We start from the raw sequence: 18,395 nt of genomic DNA, 5'->3' as shown, positions 1-18,395 counted from the left end.
GTACTAACCAACTTCTTATTATCGATTCTTATAGTAATAAGGAGATCATAATTCCCCTTTAATCGTCATTTTGATGTTCTAACATAATAAAAAGATATTTTTTGCCATTAAAGACCCTATCTCCCCTATTCCTCATACATTCATTAACATGTTTAAAAGTCTATTTTCTTAGTAAAAATCAGTGTTACAGCGTGATCCTAGTACAGGTTTAAAGCTAATTATTACGATATTTATAGAAGTACCTATATTGCGAACAGCATAAAATAAGTGTTCATTTTTTCTGTTAATGCTCTTTTTTACTAAAAACATGCATTTAAAATATTATTTTTAACAATTTAGGGTATCTATTCATAGCTTATATCATTACTTTTAGGCGTCACAAGAACGTTAATAAATAGAGAAATAATATTTCGCATACAGATCAATTTTCAAAAAAAACAATATAAAACAGTTTATTATAATAAATTCAGGTAGGATATTGATGTGTTAATTACAATATTAACTATTGATATAGCTTTTTAAATGAAACTAAAAATAAAAAATGCCAGCTCCTTTTTTAGAAACTGACATTCGAGATAGTATCAATCTGAAATTATTAACAGAATTGTTACTTATTTGATCAGTGATTTAATCGCTTCACCGATATCGGCTAAGCTACGAACTGTTTTAACACCTGCAGCTTCAAGGGCAGCGAATTTCTCATCTGCAGTACCTTTACCACCAGCAATAATTGCACCCGCATGTCCCATACGTTTGCCTTTAGGCGCTGTTACACCAGCAATATAACCGACTACAGGCTTAGTGACATGATCTTTGATATAAGCAGCCGCTTCTTCTTCCGCTGTACCACCGATTTCACCAATCATCACAATCGCTTCTGTTTGTGGATCTTCTTGGAATAGCTTCAGAATATCAATAAAGTTAGAACCCGGAATTGGGTCTCCACCAATACCAACACAGGTTGATTGACCTAAACCAACATCCGTTGTTTGCTTAACAGCTTCATAAGTTAATGTACCTGAACGAGATACAATACCTACTTTACCTGGTAAGTGAATATGACCTGGCATAATGCCAATCTTACATTCACCCGGAGTGATAACACCCGGACAGTTAGGGCCAATCATACGTACGCCAGCTTCATCTAACTTAACTTTAACAGTCAGCATATCCAGTGTAGGAATACCTTCTGTAATAGTAATAATTAGTTTAATGCCTGCATCAATCGCTTCTAAGATTGAATCTTTACAAAATGGTGCAGGTACATAGATAACTGTCGCCGTTGCACCTGTTGCTTCAACGGCTTCACGTACTGTATTGAATACAGGTAAACCTAAGTGCGTAGTACCGCCTTTACCCGGCGTAACACCACCGACCATTTGCGTACCATAAGCAATAGCTTGCTCAGAGTGGAATGTTCCTTGGCTACCAGTGAAGCCTTGGCAAATTACTTTGGTATTCTTATCAATTAAAATAGACATTATTTTGCCTCCGCTGCTGCAACAACTTGTTTCGCGGCATCCGTTAAGCTTTTAGCAGCGATAATATTTAATCCACTATCTGCTAATTTTTTTGTGCCTAACTCTGCATTGTTTCCTTCAAGACGAACAACCACAGGAACATTAACGCCAACTTCTTCAACTGCGCCAATAATACCGTCTGCGATTAAGTCACAACGAACAATACCGCCGAAAATGTTGACTAATACAGCGCTGACATTTTCATCTGATAAAATAATCTTAAATGCTTCAGTTACGCGCTCTTTTGTTGCACCACCACCTACATCGAGGAAGTTTGCAGGCTCGCCACCGTGAAGTTTAACGATATCCATTGTACCCATCGCTAAACCCGCACCATTAACCATACAGCCAATGTTGCCATCTAATGCAACGTAGTTCAGTTCCCATTGTGCCGCTTGTGCTTCACGAGGATCTTCTTGTGAAGGATCGTGCATTTCACGCATTTCTGGCTGACGATATAACGCGTTGCTATCTACGCCTAATTTGCCATCAAGACAAATCAGATCGTCTTCTTTAGTAATAACCAGTGGGTTAATTTCGATTAAAGCGAGATCACGCTCTAAGAAAATAGAGGCTAATCCCATAAAGATTTTAGCAAATTGGCTAACTTGCTTGCCTTTTAAACCCAGTTTAAATGCTAATTCTCTTCCCTGATAAGGCATTGGGCCAGTCAGTGGATCAATAATTGCGCGATGAATAAGTTCTGGCGTTTCTTCAGCAACTTTCTCAATTTCAACGCCACCTTCTGTTGATGCCATAAAGACAACACGACGGGTACCACGGTCAACAACCGCACCAAGATAAAGCTCTTTAGCGATATCGGTTGCTGCTTCAACCAAAATCTGTGTAACAGGCTGACCGTTAGCGTCTGTTTGATAAGTGACTAAACGTTTGCCTAACCATTGTTCAGCAAATGCGCGGATCTCTTCTTTAGATTTAACGACTTTTACGCCGCCCGCTTTACCACGTCCACCCGCGTGAACCTGACATTTCACGACCCAAGGGCCTTGACCGATTTTTGATGCAGCTTCTTCTGCCTCGCGCGGCGTGGAGCAGGCGAAACCAGCAGGTGCTGGTAATCCATACCGTGTGAAAAGCTGTTTTGCCTGATACTCGTGTAAATTCATGATGTTCTATCCATAATCTTGTTGAAAGTCGGGCTTTCTTATTTTTTTGACTATAAGCCAGAGAAATCTGGCTTCACGAACACACTGTACTTCTTTGATGCTTGTGTCTGTTGCTAAGTAGGCAGGAGGAGCATCTCCTGCCTAAAAGCGATATTTATTACCTATACATCCAGTAATAAACGAGCTGGATCTTCTAGCATCTCTTTAACGGTTACTAAGAAACCGACAGACTCACGACCATCAATTAAACGGTGGTCATAAGACAGAGCCAGATACATCATTGGTAGAATAACAACCTGACCGTCTACTGCCATTGGGCGATCTTTAATTGCATGCATCCCTAAAATGGCACTTTGTGGTGGGTTGATAATCGGAGTTGACATTAATGAACCGAAAACACCGCCATTTGTGATAGTGAAGTTACCGCCTGTTAAATCTTCAACAGTTAACTTACCGTCACGACCTTTTACAGCTAATGCTTTGATGTTTTTCTCAATATCCGCCATGCTCATAGCATCTGCATCACGTAATACTGGCGTTACCAGACCACGAGGTGTTGATACTGCAATACTAATATCGAAGTAGTTATGATAAACCACATCAGTGCCATCAATAGAAGCATTCACTTCTGGATAGCGTTTCAGCGCTTCAACAACTGCTTTAATATAGAAAGACATAAAGCCTAAACGTACACCGTGGCGTTTTTCGAATGCTTCACCATACTGAGCACGTAAATCTTTGATTGGCTGCATGTTGATTTCATTAAACGTTGTCAACATTGCAGTGGTGTTTTTCGCTTCTAGTAAACGCTCTGCTACACGTTTACGTAAACGTGTCATTGGTACACGTTTTTCGCTACGGTGAGATAACAGTGCCTGAGGAGCTTCTGCTACTGGTTGTGTAGTTGATTTATTCGCAACATGACCTTCGATATCTTGACGAGTTAAACGTCCGCCTACACCACTGCCTTTCACATCCGCAGGGTTAATATCGTGTTCAGCCACTAAACGACGCGCAGTTGGACTTAATGCATCGTTATTGCCTTTTTCAGCAATATCAGCACTTTGACGCTGTGCTGGAGTGCTATCTTGAGCAGGTTTCACATCAGCAGGAATGCCTGTGCTATCACCTAAACGAATGCGACCTAGTAATTGGCGTGAACCAACAGTAGCGCCTTCTTCTTCAAGAATACTTTCTAAAACACCTGCTTCACTTGCAGGTACTTCTAAAACAACTTTATCTGTTTCGATTTCAACCAGCACTTCATCGCGTTGAATGCTATCACCAGGTTTTTTATGCCAAGTTGCGACCGATGCGTCAGCAACTGATTCAGGGAGATCCGGTACTAGAATATCTACACTACTCATTTTCTATCCTTATTTATTCAACTTTCAGTGCGTCTTCAACCAGAGCTTTTTGTTGCTCCTGATGAACAGAGGTATAACCAACTGCTGGAGAGGCTGATGCAGGACGTCCTGCATAACGTAATGTTGCGCCTGCTGGAATAGCATCACGGAAGTTATGCTGACTACAGTACCAAGCACCTTGATTCAGGGGCTCTTCTTGACACCAAATAAACTCTTTTACATGAGCATAAGGTGCGAGAATTTGCGCAATATCTTCGTGTGGGAATGGATACAGTTGTTCAATACGAATAATGGCAACGTTGTTTTGCTCATTAGCACGACGCTGTTCTAATAAATCGTAGTAAACCTTACCGGAACACATAACAACACGTTTCACATCAGCAGGTTTTAAATCATCTATTTCACCAATGACAGGTAAGAATTTACCATTTGCTAATTCATCCAATTCAGAAACCGCTAATGGATGACGTAACAGTGATTTTGGTGACATTACGATAAGTGGGCGACGCATACCACGTAACGCTTGACGGCGTAACATATGGTAAACCTGAGCCGGAGTTGATGGCACACAAACCTGCATATTTTGTTCTGCACACAGTTGCAGATAACGTTCTAAACGTGCAGAGGAGTGCTCTGGGCCTTGGCCTTCATAACCGTGCGGTAACAGCATGACTAAACCACACATACGACCCCATTTTTGCTCACCAGAGCTAATAAATTGGTCGATAACGACTTGGGCAACGTTTGCGAAGTCACCAAATTGTGCTTCCCAAATTGTTAAACCGCGAGGTTCTGTTGTGGCATAACCATATTCAAACGCAAGTACAGCTTCTTCTGTTAATACAGAGTCCCAGACATTAAATTGTCCTTGAGCATTATGAACATTGGCTAATGGTACATAAACAGAACCATTTGTTTGGTTATGAATGACCGCATGACGATGGAAGAATGTACCACGTCCCGCATCTTCGCCAGAAAGACGAATGGTGATACCTTGGTCAACTAAAGTGGCATACGCTAATGTTTCTGCTGCACCCCAATCGAGTAGTTTTTCACCTTCTGCCATAACAGCGCGGTCGGCATAAATTTTCTCAACACGAGATTGCATCACAATTTCTGATGGAACAGTGCTTACTTTGCGTGCAAGATCTTGTAAGCGTGCTTTTTCTACTTTGTGAGGATACTCTTCATTCCATTCATGGTTTAGATACGGTTCCCATGTGTAAGAATGCAGACCCATTGGGCGGTATTCTTCAACAACACAGTCACCACGATCCAACGCATCACGATAAAGATTAACCAATTCAGTCACATCATTGGCATCAAGAAGTGATTGGGCAACCAGTTTATCCGCATAAATTTTACGTGGTGTTGGATGCTTTTTGATTTTTTGATACATCAGAGGCTGAGTCGCATTTGGCTCATCCGCTTCGTTGTGACCATGGCGACGGTAACAAACGAGATCAATCATAACATCGCGTTTAAAGGTATTGCGGAAATCCAATGCTAAGCGAGTCACAAAAGCTACTGCTTCAGGATCATCTGCATTAACGTGGAAAATTGGCGCCTGAACCATTTTCACAATATCAGTACAATATTGTGTTGAACGGGCATCTTTTGGATTTGAAGTCGTAAAACCAACTTGGTTATTGATAACAATACGAACCGTACCGCCTACTTCATAACCGCGTGCTTGAGACATGTTCAGGGTTTCTTGAACAACACCTTGACCAGTCACGGCCGCATCACCATGAATAGTAATAGGAAGAACCATATTGCTACGAGCTTCATCTAAGCGATCACGACGAGCACGAACAGAACCAATTACAACTGGGCTAACAATCTCTAGGTGAGATGGGTTAAAAGCTAATGCTAGGTGGACTTGAGCCCCTTCAGTCGCAAAGTCAGATGAGAAACCTTGGTGATATTTAACGTCACCCGTTCCCAAATGTTCTTTATGAATACCCGCAAATTCATCAAACAAATCAGCTGGTTTTTTACCTAGGATATTTACCAGAACGTTTAAACGTCCGCGGTGCGCCATACCAAGAACCACTTCACGAGTGTCTTGTTTACCTGCATGGCGAATTAAATCTTTTAACATCGGAACTAATGCATCACCACCTTCTAAAGAGAAGCGTTTTGCACCCGGGAATTTCGCGCCTAAATAGCGCTCTAAACCTTCAGCTGCCGTTAGCTCTGTCAGGAAGCGTAACTTTTCTTCTTTAGTGAATTGGTCTGCAACATTTACTGATTCTAAACGTTGTTGTAGCCAGCGTTTTTCTTCAGTATTAGTGATATGCATATATTCAGCACCAATTGAACCGCAGTAAATGCGCTTCAGTGCTTCATATAAATCACCTAATTTCATCGTTTCTTTGCCGATAGCAAAAGAACCGACGTTGAAGGTTTCTTCAAAGTCTTCTTTAGTTAGATTATGGAAAGCAGGATCTAAATCTGGAACAGATTCTTGTTTCCATAAACCAAGCGGGTCGAGATTAGCGTTTTGATGACCACGAAAACGGAAGGCATTGATGAGCTGCAAAACTTTAACTTGTTTTGAGTCCATTGCCGGATCGCTTACCGAGGTATGATATCGAGTGGATTCTTTTGCGAGGCGTCTGAAGTAGTCGCGGGTTTGAGAATGCGACTGTTCTATGCCTTGACTTGCGGGCAGTTGTTGAAAAATCTCTCTCCAACTTTCGTCAACAGAGTTTGGGTCAGTTAGGTAATCTTCATAGATATCTTCTATGTAAGACTGATTCTCTCCTGCTAGAAAAGTTGATTCTAGCCAGTCCTTCATTGCGCCGTTCTGCATTATGATCCCTTAAGCTATACAGCTTTAGTTCGCCGTGGATAACTAATACCGTGATTAAACGGTGTCGATTGCAAGGTTCTCTTATGACCCGCTATCTCGCAGGTTCTTTAAATATGGAGCTTTAGCTCTCAAGGAACCTTTAAGCACTGTCTTACAGTGTTTAAAGGTGCCTTACTATTTTTACCGCAAACGTCTAACTTAGTTTTTCCATTAACCGCCCTAACTATTTTAGGGCGGTTATTATTTTATGCACTACGTTTTAACAACATTGACTTAATATGACCAATCGCTTTTGTTGGATTGAGTCCTTTAGGACATACGCTGACACAGTTCATGATGCCATGACAACGGAACACACTGAACGCATCGTTAAGATCATCAAGACGAGATTCAGTTTCTGTATCGCGACTATCAATCAAGAAACGATAAGCCGCTAGCAATCCAGCAGGCCCGATAAACTTATCTGGATTCCACCAGAATGACGGGCAAGAGGTTGAACAACAAGCACAAAGGATACAATCGTAAAGTCCATCAAGCTTTTCACGCTGTTCTGGTGACTGTAAGTTCTCACGAGCAGGAGGATTTTTGCCATTATTAATTAAATACGGACGAATTTTCTCATACTGTGTATAGAACTGGGTCATATCCACTATTAAATCACGAATTACTGGTAAACCGGGTAACGGTCTGATCACAATTTTCTTACTTCCTTTCTGTAAAGATGAAATAGGTGTGATACAAGCCAAACCATTTTTACCATTCATGTTCACACCATCAGAGCCGCAAACACCTTCACGACAAGAACGACGGAACGATAAGGTAGGATCTTTTTCCTTTAGCTGAATTAATGCATCCAACAGCATCATGTCACGCCCTTCAGGAACTTCGAGGGTGTAATCTTGCATATGCGGCGCATTATCAACGTCGGGATTGTAACGATAAATCGAAAATTCAAGTTTCATATTTAAGTCTCCGCAACTTCAATAACACCGCTAATTAATATGTACGCACTTTAGGTGGGAAGGCTTCACGCAGTTTTGGCTGCATATTGACTTCACGTCGTGTCATTGTTTCGGTTTGCGGTTGATATAATGTATGGCATAACCAGTTCGCATCATCACGCTCTGGGAAATCGAAACGGCTATGAGCTCCACGACTTTCTGTACGGAAGTTTGCAGACACCGCAGTGGCGTAAGCAGTTTCCATCAGGTTGTCTAATTCTAAGCACTCAATACGCTGTGTATTAAACTCACTTGAATTATCATCCAGTCGTGCATTTTGTAAGCGCTCACGAATAACTTTCAGTTCTTCTAAGCCTTTAGCCATTGCATCACCTTCACGGAATACCGAGAAGTTATGTTGCATACAAGATTGCAGTGCTTTACGGATCTCAACTGGGTCTTCACCAGAGCGGTTGTTTTCCCAACGATTTAAGCGCGTTAATGCCGCTTCAACATCAGAATCGCTCGCATCACGCATAGTACCTTGTTCCATTAGTGACTCTTTTAAGTGAACCCCTGCTGAACGACCAAATACCACGAGGTCTAACAGTGAGTTACCCCCTAAGCGGTTTGCACCATGAACAGATACACAAGCAATTTCACCGACTGCGAACAATCCAGGAATAACAACGTCCTCGCCCTTTTCGTTCACACGAATAGCTTGACCCGTTACTTTTGTTGGAATACCCCCCATCATATAGTGACAAGTAGGTATAACAGGGATTGGCTCTTTAACTGGGTCAACGTGTGCGAAAGTACGAGAAAGATCAAGAATACCCGGTAAACGAGACTCAAGAACTTCTTTACCCAAATGGTCGAGTTTCAATTTCGCATGAGGCCCCCAAGGGCCATCACAACCACGACCTTCACGAATTTCAATCATGATTGAACGTGCAACCACATCACGACCAGCAAGGTCTTTGGCGTTTGGTGCATAACGTTCCATAAAGCGTTCACCGTCTTTATTCAACAGATATCCGCCTTCACCACGACAACCTTCAGTCACTAACACACCAGCACCCGCAATACCGGTTGGGTGGAATTGCCACATTTCCATATCTTGCAGAGGAACACCTGCGCGAACTGCCATGCCAACACCATCACCTGTGTTGATATGCGCATTTGTAGTTGACTGGTAAATACGACCCGCACCGCCAGTAGCTAAAATCGTGGCGTTTGCTTTGAAATAAACGACTTCGCCCGTTTCGATGCAAATTGCAGTACAACCGACAATATCGCCATCTTGGTTTTTCACTAGATCTAGTGAATACCACTCTGAAAAGATGGTTGTGTGATTTTTTAAATTTTGCTGATAAAGGGTATGCAACAATGCGTGCCCAGTACGGTCAGCGGCAGCGGCTGTACGAGCAGCTTGTTCACCACCAAAGTTTTTTGACTGACCACCAAATGGACGTTGATAAATACGGCCATCATCTAGGCGAGAAAATGGGAGTCCCATATGTTCCAACTCTAAAATTGCTTCAGGGCCGGTTTTACACATATATTCGATAGCGTCTTGGTCACCAATATAGTCGGAACCTTTTACCGTATCGTACATGTGCCATTCCCAGTTATCCTCATGGGTATTACCGAGTGCAACAGTGATACCACCTTGAGCGGAAACAGTATGAGAACGAGTAGGAAAAACTTTAGAAATCAGTGCACAAGACAGACCCATTTGAGAAATCTGTAAAGCGGCACGCATACCTGCGCCACCCGCACCAATAACAACAGCATCAAACTCTCTTACTGGCAGATTCATTACACACCCCACACCACAATTGTTCCATAAATAAGATAAACCAACAGCGCAACAACAATAATCAGTTGTAAAGTCAGGCGTAATGCCAGCGGTTTAATATAGTCCGTTAACACTTGCCACATTCCTATCCACGCGTGAATAAGAATAGAAAGCAGAGTCAAGATGGTGAACACTTTGGTTAAGGATGAGCTAAAGAATCCGCGCCATACCTCATAGGTTATTTCTGTTGTAGCAATAAATCCCACAAGATAAAGAACATATAAAACGATAATAATGGCTGAGGCACGAAGGAATAACCAATCCTGTATGCCAGTACGGCCTAAAGTAGAAGAATTACTTACCATACTAATACCCCCGCCAATATTGATAAAATCACTGTAATAACCATTGATGCTGCCGCTGAATTACGGCCTACAATCAAGGTTTCATCAATAAAGCCGAAGTCCATTAACATATGACGAATACCACCACAAATGTGATATGCCAATGCCGTTAGGATGCCCCACAAAATAAATTTCGCGAAGAAGCCAGTCATAATTTCAGCTGCTTGCTGAAATCCTTCAGGAGAGGAGAGAGAGGTGCCAAGTAACCACAGCAAGATGCCAACTGCGACTAACATGATAACCCCAGAGACACGATGCAAGATCGATGCGATAGCAGGGAGTGGAAACTGTATCGTCTGTAAATCCAGATTGACAGGTCTTTGTTTTTTCACAATTTATGCCCACACAGCTTTTATAATTTTTCCTTCCTCCGGACCTGGATGGAAATCAAACAGCGAATGGGGTACAAAGGCACATTTTAAGTAAAATGTTAAATCCGTCTATTTTACAGAAAGTGTGGATTCGTTACGCTGGTTCTCCATACAACAACGGTTCCGGAGACCTGCGCGCAGTATAAGTGCTTCACAAACTTATTACAATTACCACACAACTTGTGTGCCCGACATTTGCCTCGAACAGTGAGAAGGATCACTATTTAATACATCCGATGCAAAACTGATTATCATTTTTGACACACACACAACATTTTTCTTACATTTACTGCATTATTTTAATGTTTATGTTTTTTTTGTGCGCAAACACGCTTCCAGAAACCTCAAACTTATGTAAAAGTGATAGCAGTACTAATTCTAAGTGCATTGCATAAAAAAGCACCTAAAAAAACATAACATCAAAAGCTCCTTAACATAAGTGACACACTATAGACCTAGACATTACGGGCATTAAATAAAACTCGGCTGGGTACCTTACATCAACTATAGTTTCACTATCGAAGTGCATCTTTATGAAGATACCCTCGACTTTGTTAGGAGACATATAAGCGCTAAGGAGATTATAAATGGCTGATAACAAAGCTAAGCTAACGATTGCTGAAACATCTGTAGACTTGGACGTTCTATCCCCTACACTCGGTTCCAAAGTTATTGATATTCGTACTCTCGGCTCCAAAGGTTATTACACCTATGATCCCGGCTTTACCTCAACCGCCTCTTGTGAATCAAAAATCACCTTTATTGATGGTGAGAACGGTATCTTACTTCACCGTGGTTTCCCTATCGGGCAATTAGCGACGGAATCAACATACTTGGAAGTCTGTTATATCCTTCTGTATGGTGAAGCACCAACACAGGAGCAATATGATACATTTAAAACCACAGTAACGCGTCACACCATGATCCATGAGCAAATTACCCGACTGTTCAATGGTTTCCGTCGTGACTCACACCCAATGGCTGTATTATGTGGTGTTACAGGTGCTTTAGCTGCGTTCTATCACGATGCATTAGATGTCAGTAATCCAGTTCACCGCGATATCACGGCTTATCGCCTACTATCAAAAATGCCAACAGTGGCAGCAATGTGTTACAAATACTCGATTGGTCAACCTTTCGTTTATCCAAGAAATGACCTCTCCTACGCAGGTAACTTCTTGCATATGATGTTTGCAACACCATGCGAAGAGTATGTCGTTAACCCAGTACTTGAACGCGCAATGGATAGAATTTTCATCCTTCATGCCGATCATGAGCAAAATGCGTCAACCTCAACTGTACGTACTGCGGGCTCTTCCGGTGCAAACCCATTTGCCTGTATCGCAGCGGGTATCGCGTCACTTTGGGGACCAGCTCACGGGGGTGCTAACGAAGCTTGTCTACGTATGCTGGAAGAGATCAAAACGGTTGAACACATTCCTGAATTTATTAAACGTGCAAAAGATAAAAATGATTCCTTCCGTTTAATGGGCTTTGGTCACCGTGTTTACAAAAACTACGACCCTCGTGCAACGGTAATGCGTGAAACCTGTCATGAAGTGTTAAAAGAATTAAACCTCAATGACAGTTTGCTTGAAGTGGCAATGGAATTAGAACGTATTGCTCTAAACGACCCGTACTTTATTGAGAAAAAACTGTACCCTAACGTTGACTTCTACTCTGGTATTATTCTGAAAGCGTTAGGTATTCCATCCAATATGTTTACTGTTATCTTTGCGATTGCACGTACAATTGGCTGGATTGCTCACTGGAATGAAATGCACGAAGATGGTCTGAAAATTGCGCGTCCTCGTCAGCTTTATACTGGCTATGATGAGCGTGATTTCAAAAGTGAAATTAAAAAGAAATAATTGAATTTTATTAATTATTTATCTTACTAAGCCCCGTTTAAATCGGGGCTTTATGTTTTAAAGTTATCAATAAAATTCAATCAGCTTTTCAAATATTCTTGTGGTGTTTGCCCTGTCATTTTTTTGAAAAAGGTAATAAAGGCACTGTCACTGGCAAATCCTAATATCTGGCTAATATCAATATAGCGATGATGAGTAGCTAATAATTCAATGGCTTTCATTAACCGCCATTGTTGGCGCCATTGTTGATAGCTCAGCCCCGTCTCTTTGTAAAACAACCGTGTGATCGTTTTTTCACTCGCCCCTACATACTTTGCCATTTCTTGTAATGCTGGCGGTAAATCATCAAAGGATAAACGACTTAGGCGTCTATCTTTAGGCATAAATAAATGATTGGGTTGCCGCGGTGCTTGAGTGATTTCATCAAAAAAAACGGCCAATAAATTTGCGTAGCGCCCTTCTTCCCATTGAGTATCAAAATCAGCAATAGAAATTCGTTCTAATATTTCTCGTAAAAGAGGTGAAATCGTTAAGATCTCGCTCTCGCTTGGAAAAATATTATGGAATTCATCACTAATATAAACAGAACGATATCCAACAGAGGCATACATTTCGACTCGATGTTCAAGTCTTGGAGGGATCCACGCAATCCTCATGGGAGGTAATACAGAAACACGAGAAGCTAAAGTAATCCGCATACACCCTGACTGCGTAAATAATAACTGCCCTCTATCATGAGAATGAAACCCTGAGTCGTGTTTTCCCATTTCTGCCGCAATACCAACGACTGATGCAAGATGCTCTTCTGGCACAAAGTGGTCGTATTGATTAAGCCAAGCCATCACTTGTCCTATTTGAAAAATAATATGTCTTTATATTTATAACAAGACATTCATTATCTCTGTATTCTGCTCATCAAGATTTAAGGATGTAGGATAAAAAGATGAACAAAAAACTCTCTTTATGGTTAGCAATTGCGTTAATGATGTTTCCACAAATTGCAGAAACCATTTATAGCCCAGCACTTACTGATATTGCAAACGGCTTTCATGTCAGTGCAAACAAAGCTGGGCAAACACTTTCGCTCTATTTCTTTGCGTTTGCATTGGGCGTCATTATATGGGGTCGATTATGTGATGTCATTGGTCGTCGTCCGACAATGTTAGCTGGATTGCTTATTTATGCTGTTGCTTGTCTTGGCGTTTTTATGACACAAGATTTTTCAGTATTACTTGGATTGCGAATGCTTTCCGCTTTTGGTGCTGCGGTAGGCTCAGTAGGCACACAAACCATTATGCGTGACGTATATAGTGGCGATGAGCTGGCTAAAGTTTTCTCAGTGATGGGAGCAGTCATCGCCCTAAGCCCAGCAATAGGTATGTTAAGTGGTTCATTGTTAGTCAGCTATGCTGGTTACCAAGGTGTGTTTAGTGGTCTTGCCCTCCTTGCTGTTATTTTACTGTTATGGAGTACTTTTGCTTTACCTGAAAGTCGCCCTGAAACAATAAAAACAGCACCATTAGGAGAAACTGCAATAAAAATGCTCAAGGATAAGCAGATTGCTAAAACAGTATTATTAATTGCCTTTTTTAATATTAGCCTTTTTGCCTATTATCAGTTAGCACCTTTTATGTTTGATAAACAAGGTTATAGTGCAAATACCTTTGGTTATAGCGGCATTGTATTAGCAATAGGTGTCGGTGTTGGCTCTTATATTAATAAAGCTCTATTAAACCATCATTGGCAATGTGGAAAACTAGTTTTACTTGCGAGTTTTATTGCATTAGTTAGTGCCGTGAGTGTTTATTTATTACGTAACCACATTAGCTTTATTATTCCAATGATGACGAGTGTTGTTGCTTATGGCATTGCTATTCCAAATATCTTAGCCACAGCATTAGCACAATATAAAGATCGTTTAGGTACTGCGGGTGCATTATTAGGCTTGTTCTACTATTTGTTAATTGGTGGTGGGCTTGCACTTGCAGGATGGGGACAAAGCTTAGCAATCACTTTACTGATTTGTAGTCTAGGATCATTGCTACTCTCTTTTTCTCGTCAAACGACAAAATAATAAATATAAAAGAGCTCCTTATATTTAATGTGAGCTCTTTTTATTTTGCCCTTTTTTCTGCTAATTTTTAATCTATTTACCTAGGTGTTAATACTTGTTTCATTCAACAGACAATTCTTAATCTTTTTAAAATCCACAAAAAATGCCTTTATTATCATTTCTTCATTTTCAGCACTTTTTCCTGATATAGCGTTTTATATATTGCAGAATTGAATATTAATAAAGCGAGGTTAGCTTTTTTAGCTTTTACATCTATAAATTTAACAAATGGTACATATTGATTTTATTTTACCTAGTGATAATCAAATTGTTCGTTTCGCTATTTCATGGTAAAAAAAACTGTTTATCCATACATAGCTTAAGGAACTGGCGTGATAAAAAAAATCTTAGATATTTTCCCTATTTTTGGGAAAAAAGACGTCGATATTACTGAGAAATATCTTCAAGAATCACTGGTATTACTTGCAATATTTGATGAGAGTTTGCCTAAACGTGCATTAGATTATGTACTTACAGGCAAAAATCCTGAAATTCTTTTTGAATTAAATAAACTGGATGCTGCAAAAGCAGCTGTTTATTTTCATCGTGCAGGAACATTAGAATGGTGGTATGCCAGTAATATTGATACAGGAAAGTATAGTAAAGTTATCACCCAAGGCCTTAATGCCCGTCATAAGCTCTACTCAAAGGTTGGCGAAAGCTTTTCTTTAGAACAAGTAGCCCGTTATGCAAAAGTCATTGCAGCTGCATGTCAGGATATCAATATCAAAGTGACAACAACTGAAGTGCCAACTTGGGTTATTTACCTATTAGTTGATGCGTTTTACACCACTTATGATAATGCACGTAATCTTAATTTAGAACATCGTAAACATTGGAGTATGGAATTTATCGCTAATATGGTCGAAGCAGAGGCCAATATTCCAGGCGAAAATGCATTATTCGCAGTATTCGATAGAAAAGATATCTCTGAATATTATGCTTCTAATCTTAAGCGTATTTATGAACTTCATGATTTAAAAGATTATCTACTTTCACATCAAGAATTTATTAGAACGGAATTGATTGACAAACTGTCAGCAAATGGTTTAGTTGAGCTAATTAACCATCTAAATAAAAATACGATATTACGCGATACTTTTGCAGATATTATTGTTTTACTTGCCACCAGCAGTTTAAAAACGGTGAAAAAAGCCGCAGAACCTATTTTGAATACCTTACCGGCTGAAATTGTAAAAGAAAATTTAACCCATGTTTTAATGAATGGTACACCAAAACAACGTACACAAGCGGCTGATTTATTTGCTCGCCAAGGTGAAAACCGTGATGTACTTGAAGAAGCGTTAAAACATGAAACCTCAAAAGCGGTCATCAAGAGCATTGAAAGTGCTCTACAACGTTTTAGCGTTGCTGATAACGCAAACACCGTTGATGCCATCGAAGCACCTGATTTTACACCATTAGAAGATACACCATTACCCGATAGTACCCGCGATATTATGGTCAATAACTTCAATGAGATGTTAGCTAAAGCGAAAGAAAATGCTGAACGCGAAATTGAAGAAAATAAAACTTCGAAACACTCTTATAATTGGGCACAGCGTCATTATAAAGATTTATCTAAGATTGATGAAAAACAATGTCGTGCATTAGTTGATAAGCTCAACAGTGGGCAAGGTACTATTCAGTCGAATGAAATCCAAATTATTAAACACAAAAATCGTATTCCTAATTTGCCAGAATACACATTCTTCCATGCTGTGCGTGTGATAACCAACAACCGCCAACATGCTGATCACTTTTCCTCTCACTACTTTAATGGTGATATTCCAGAGCGTTTATTTAGTGATATTGAATTACGACAAGTTGAAAATGTATTAGAAAGATGTAGCTTCAAACGCGCAGCCCGTGTCACAGCGGCACTATGCTTAGAATCTTATCAAGATGGCTTACGCCGTTTTCGTAAACCAGAACAAATTTGGCCTTTCTTCTCTCAACATACTGATTATATCGCAGAAGCGCTAAACTTAATGCCAAACCAAAGCGAACATCGCTATCGCCAATTTGAGATTTCACAAGGTATTGAAGTATTAGGACGTTTCCCAACAATTCCTGCACAATTTGTTCCTCGCATCATGGAATTGGCATTAGGTGAAAATAAAACACACCGAGTTTCTGCACAAAAATTATTAGAAACACTGCCTAATATTCATTTAAGTGCACAAGAAGGATTAACCTCTAGTAAACAAGAGATCCGTGTTACAGCCATTGAATGGTTAGCTCGCTTAAATAATCCGGACTCCTTACCTGCGCTTAATGCCTTATTGAAAAAAGAGAAACGTGAAGTAGTACGAGCTTCTTTACTCACTGCATTAGAGCAATTAGGTGAAGATATTTCGAGCTACTTATCGCCAAAAACGTTATTAGCAGAAGCTGAAAAAGGCCTTAAAGCCAAAGCACCTGCAAGCCTTGCTTGGTTTAATTTTGAGGCAATTCCTGCATTAACATGGGAAAACAAGAAAGCAGTTGATCCGGCGATTATTCGTTGGTGGATTATTCTGGCAGTGAAATTAAAAATGCCAGGAGGAAACGCGTTATTACAACGTTATATTGGTCTGCTCTCTACTGATAGCCAACATAAACTTTCAAGCTTTATTCTGCATACCTTTGTTGCTCAGGATATTAAGGGTCCGTCACTTGAAGAAGCGATGGTCGAAGCACAACGTGAAGCGCCAGGGCGTTTAAGCAATTATCAAAACTGGGCTAAACGTTATCCTGAATATTACGCTAAATATGAAAACTACACGTTAGAACAAGTGATTGAAGAGATTAAAAACGAGGTGTTACGTCGTTATTTAGGCTCTGCAATCAGCGATAAAGGTATGTTAGCGCTTATCTGCGGTATTGAAGGTCATGTTGCAGTATCTGTATTACGTAACTATATGCGTGATCACTATCAGCGCCGAGCTCAAATTGAAGCCATGATTGACGCTGTAGCATCAAGCAATGATCCAATTATTATTCAGCTTCTTCTTTCATTATCACGCCGTTATCGCACGGCATCTGTTCAGGAAAAAGCCCGGAATTTAGTCACGCAAATCGCGGAGCGTAATGGCTGGAGTGCAGATGAATTAGCAGACAGAACCATTCCGACTGCTGGCTTTGATGATACGGGGACATTAGTGCTGGAATATGGTGAGCGTATCTTTACGGCGAAGATGGATGCAAAACAAAAGCTGGTATTGTTTAATCCGGAAGGTAAAGAAGTTAAAGCCTTACCTGCAGCGCGCAAAAATGATGATGCAGAGCTGATTAAAGAAGCTAAAAAACTTTTCACTTCAAGTAAAAAAGAACTCAAACAAGTTATTGAATTACAAAGTGTGCGTTTATATGAAGCCATGTGTGCTCAACGTCAGTGGTTAAGCGCCGATTGGCAAGAATATATCTTAGCTCACCCAATCATGCATAAACTGATTGAACAACTGGTTTGGCAAGAAGTGAAAGATGGCAAGGTTATCAATACATTCCGCCCTTCTGATGACGGTGCATTGCTTGATCTTGAAGATGATGAAGTGACTTTACAAAACGATTCGTTGATCCAACTTGCTCACGCAGCATTGGTCAATGAAGATGAGCGTAAGGCATGGATCGCTCACTTTAAAGATTACAAAATAAAATTCTTATTCTCTCAAATGGAACATAAGATCCCAGAATTAGATCTGAAACAAACTGAAGTGGAAGATAGAAAAGGTTGGATCACAGACACCTTCACTTTACGCGGTATTTTAACCAAAATGGGTTATCAACGAGGCCCAGCAGAAGATGGGGGCTCCTTCTCTCACTATTACAAATTCTTCTCTAGTTTAAACTATTACGTCAATATCGGTTTCAGTGGTAGTTATGTTCCAGAAGAAAATATTCCAGCTGTCTTATTTGATTTAAGTTTTGAGAAAAATCAGCAAGATTACTGGGGTCGCAATAATGTTGAGCTAAAAAATGTACCACCGATTCTATTAGCAGAAAGCTATGCGGATTATCTAAAAGTCGCTGAAGCTTGCGCAGGATTTGATCCTGAATGGGAAAAGAAAACACCTTGGTAAA

12 protein-coding genes are annotated in these 18,395 nt (G+C 40.4%); 3 read left to right on the top strand and 9 right to left on the bottom strand.

Annotated elements, in window-relative coordinates:
* Window positions 1-611: 611 nt before the first annotated feature.
* From sucD to sdhC, 8 genes are all read right to left on the bottom strand, one after another.
* Window positions 612-1,481 carry a succinate--CoA ligase subunit alpha gene (gene sucD / locus NBG71_RS00495; RefSeq protein ID WP_006537657.1) on the bottom strand — a complete coding sequence of 290 codons (870 nt, stop codon included), beginning with the start codon at window positions 1,479-1,481 and terminating at the stop codon, window positions 612-614.
* Complete coding sequence (gene sucC / locus NBG71_RS00490; protein ID WP_075671649.1) at window positions 1,481-2,647, bottom strand: ADP-forming succinate--CoA ligase subunit beta; 1,167 nt, start codon at window positions 2,645-2,647, stop codon at window positions 1,481-1,483. Before sucC ends, sucD begins: the two co-directional genes overlap by 1 nt.
* Before the next feature lie 161 nt (window positions 2,648-2,808).
* Entirely contained in the window at window positions 2,809-4,014 is a 1,206-nt protein-coding gene (odhB, locus tag NBG71_RS00485) for a 2-oxoglutarate dehydrogenase complex dihydrolipoyllysine-residue succinyltransferase (protein WP_075671647.1), read from the bottom strand.
* Window positions 4,015-4,027: 13 nt separating this feature from the next.
* Window positions 4,028-6,832 carry a 2-oxoglutarate dehydrogenase E1 component gene (gene sucA / locus NBG71_RS00480; protein WP_075671645.1) on the bottom strand — a complete coding sequence of 935 codons (2,805 nt, stop codon included), beginning with the start codon at window positions 6,830-6,832 and terminating at the stop codon, window positions 4,028-4,030.
* 245 nt (window positions 6,833-7,077) lie between these two features.
* A complete protein-coding gene (locus NBG71_RS00475) occupies window positions 7,078-7,794 on the bottom strand; it encodes a succinate dehydrogenase iron-sulfur subunit (RefSeq protein WP_006537662.1) in 717 nt (238 codons plus the stop codon).
* Between the two features lie 34 nt (window positions 7,795-7,828).
* On the bottom strand, window positions 7,829-9,595 hold the full coding sequence (gene sdhA / locus NBG71_RS00470; RefSeq protein ID WP_023581183.1) for a succinate dehydrogenase flavoprotein subunit: 1,767 nt from the start codon (window positions 9,593-9,595) through the stop codon (window positions 7,829-7,831).
* Window positions 9,595-9,939 carry a succinate dehydrogenase membrane anchor subunit gene (gene sdhD / locus NBG71_RS00465; protein WP_006537664.1) on the bottom strand — a complete coding sequence of 115 codons (345 nt, stop codon included), beginning with the start codon at window positions 9,937-9,939 and terminating at the stop codon, window positions 9,595-9,597. The genes sdhA and sdhD overlap by 1 nt, the downstream gene beginning before the upstream one ends.
* On the bottom strand, window positions 9,933-10,313 hold the full coding sequence (sdhC, locus tag NBG71_RS00460) for a succinate dehydrogenase cytochrome b556 subunit (RefSeq protein ID WP_129586864.1): 381 nt from the start codon (window positions 10,311-10,313) through the stop codon (window positions 9,933-9,935). Before sdhC ends, sdhD begins: the two co-directional genes overlap by 7 nt.
* A 623-nt stretch (window positions 10,314-10,936) precedes the next feature.
* Between sdhC and NBG71_RS00455 the strand changes: the two genes are divergently transcribed.
* Window positions 10,937-12,220, top strand: a complete 1,284-nt coding sequence (locus NBG71_RS00455; RefSeq protein ID WP_075671643.1) for a citrate synthase — start codon at window positions 10,937-10,939, stop codon at window positions 12,218-12,220.
* An 80-nt stretch (window positions 12,221-12,300) separates the two neighbouring features.
* On the opposite strand, the gene NBG71_RS00450 is transcribed toward NBG71_RS00455, so the two are convergent.
* Complete coding sequence (locus NBG71_RS00450; RefSeq protein WP_075671641.1) at window positions 12,301-13,062, bottom strand: AraC family transcriptional regulator; 762 nt, start codon at window positions 13,060-13,062, stop codon at window positions 12,301-12,303.
* 101 nt (window positions 13,063-13,163) lie between these two features.
* Here NBG71_RS00450 and NBG71_RS00445 point away from each other — a divergent pair, with 101 nt between their 5' ends.
* Together NBG71_RS00445 and NBG71_RS00440 are read left to right on the top strand one after the other, a co-directional pair.
* Window positions 13,164-14,294 carry a multidrug effflux MFS transporter gene (locus NBG71_RS00445; protein ID WP_075671639.1) on the top strand — a complete coding sequence of 377 codons (1,131 nt, stop codon included), beginning with the start codon at window positions 13,164-13,166 and terminating at the stop codon, window positions 14,292-14,294.
* 371 nt (window positions 14,295-14,665) lie between these two features.
* The gene (locus NBG71_RS00440; protein ID WP_250916448.1) at window positions 14,666-18,394 is read left to right on the top strand and encodes a DUF4132 domain-containing protein; all 3,729 of its coding nucleotides are present in this window, start codon (window positions 14,666-14,668) and stop codon (window positions 18,392-18,394) included.
* The last annotated feature ends 1 nt before the right edge of the window (window position 18,395 follow it).

The sequence above is a fragment of the Proteus sp. FZP2095 genome (genome assembly GCF_023701425.1).
Lineage (GTDB): Bacteria > Pseudomonadota > Gammaproteobacteria > Enterobacterales > Enterobacteriaceae > Proteus > Proteus cibarius.
This window is presented reverse-complemented; position numbering and strand designations above follow the sequence as displayed.

Excerpts from the sequence above, each read along its gene's own strand:
- sucD (WP_006537657.1), bottom strand. The coding sequence starts at position 1,481 with ATGTCTATTTTAATTGATAAGAATACCAAAGTAATTTGCCAAGGCTTC.
- sucC (WP_075671649.1), bottom strand. The coding sequence starts at position 2,647 with ATGAATTTACACGAGTATCAGGCAAAACAGCTTTTCACACGGTATGGA.
- odhB (WP_075671647.1), bottom strand. The coding sequence starts at position 4,014 with ATGAGTAGTGTAGATATTCTAGTACCGGATCTCCCTGAATCAGTTGCT.
- sucA (WP_075671645.1), bottom strand. The coding sequence starts at position 6,832 with ATGCAGAACGGCGCAATGAAGGACTGGCTAGAATCAACTTTTCTAGCA.
- NBG71_RS00475 (WP_006537662.1), bottom strand. The coding sequence starts at position 7,794 with ATGAAACTTGAATTTTCGATTTATCGTTACAATCCCGACGTTGATAAT.
- sdhA (WP_023581183.1), bottom strand. The coding sequence starts at position 9,595 with ATGAATCTGCCAGTAAGAGAGTTTGATGCTGTTGTTATTGGTGCGGGT.
- sdhD (WP_006537664.1), bottom strand. The coding sequence starts at position 9,939 with ATGGTAAGTAATTCTTCTACTTTAGGCCGTACTGGCATACAGGATTGG.
- NBG71_RS00455 (WP_075671643.1), top strand. The coding sequence starts at position 10,937 with ATGGCTGATAACAAAGCTAAGCTAACGATTGCTGAAACATCTGTAGAC.
- NBG71_RS00450 (WP_075671641.1), bottom strand. The coding sequence starts at position 13,062 with ATGGCTTGGCTTAATCAATACGACCACTTTGTGCCAGAAGAGCATCTT.
- NBG71_RS00445 (WP_075671639.1), top strand. The coding sequence starts at position 13,164 with ATGAACAAAAAACTCTCTTTATGGTTAGCAATTGCGTTAATGATGTTT.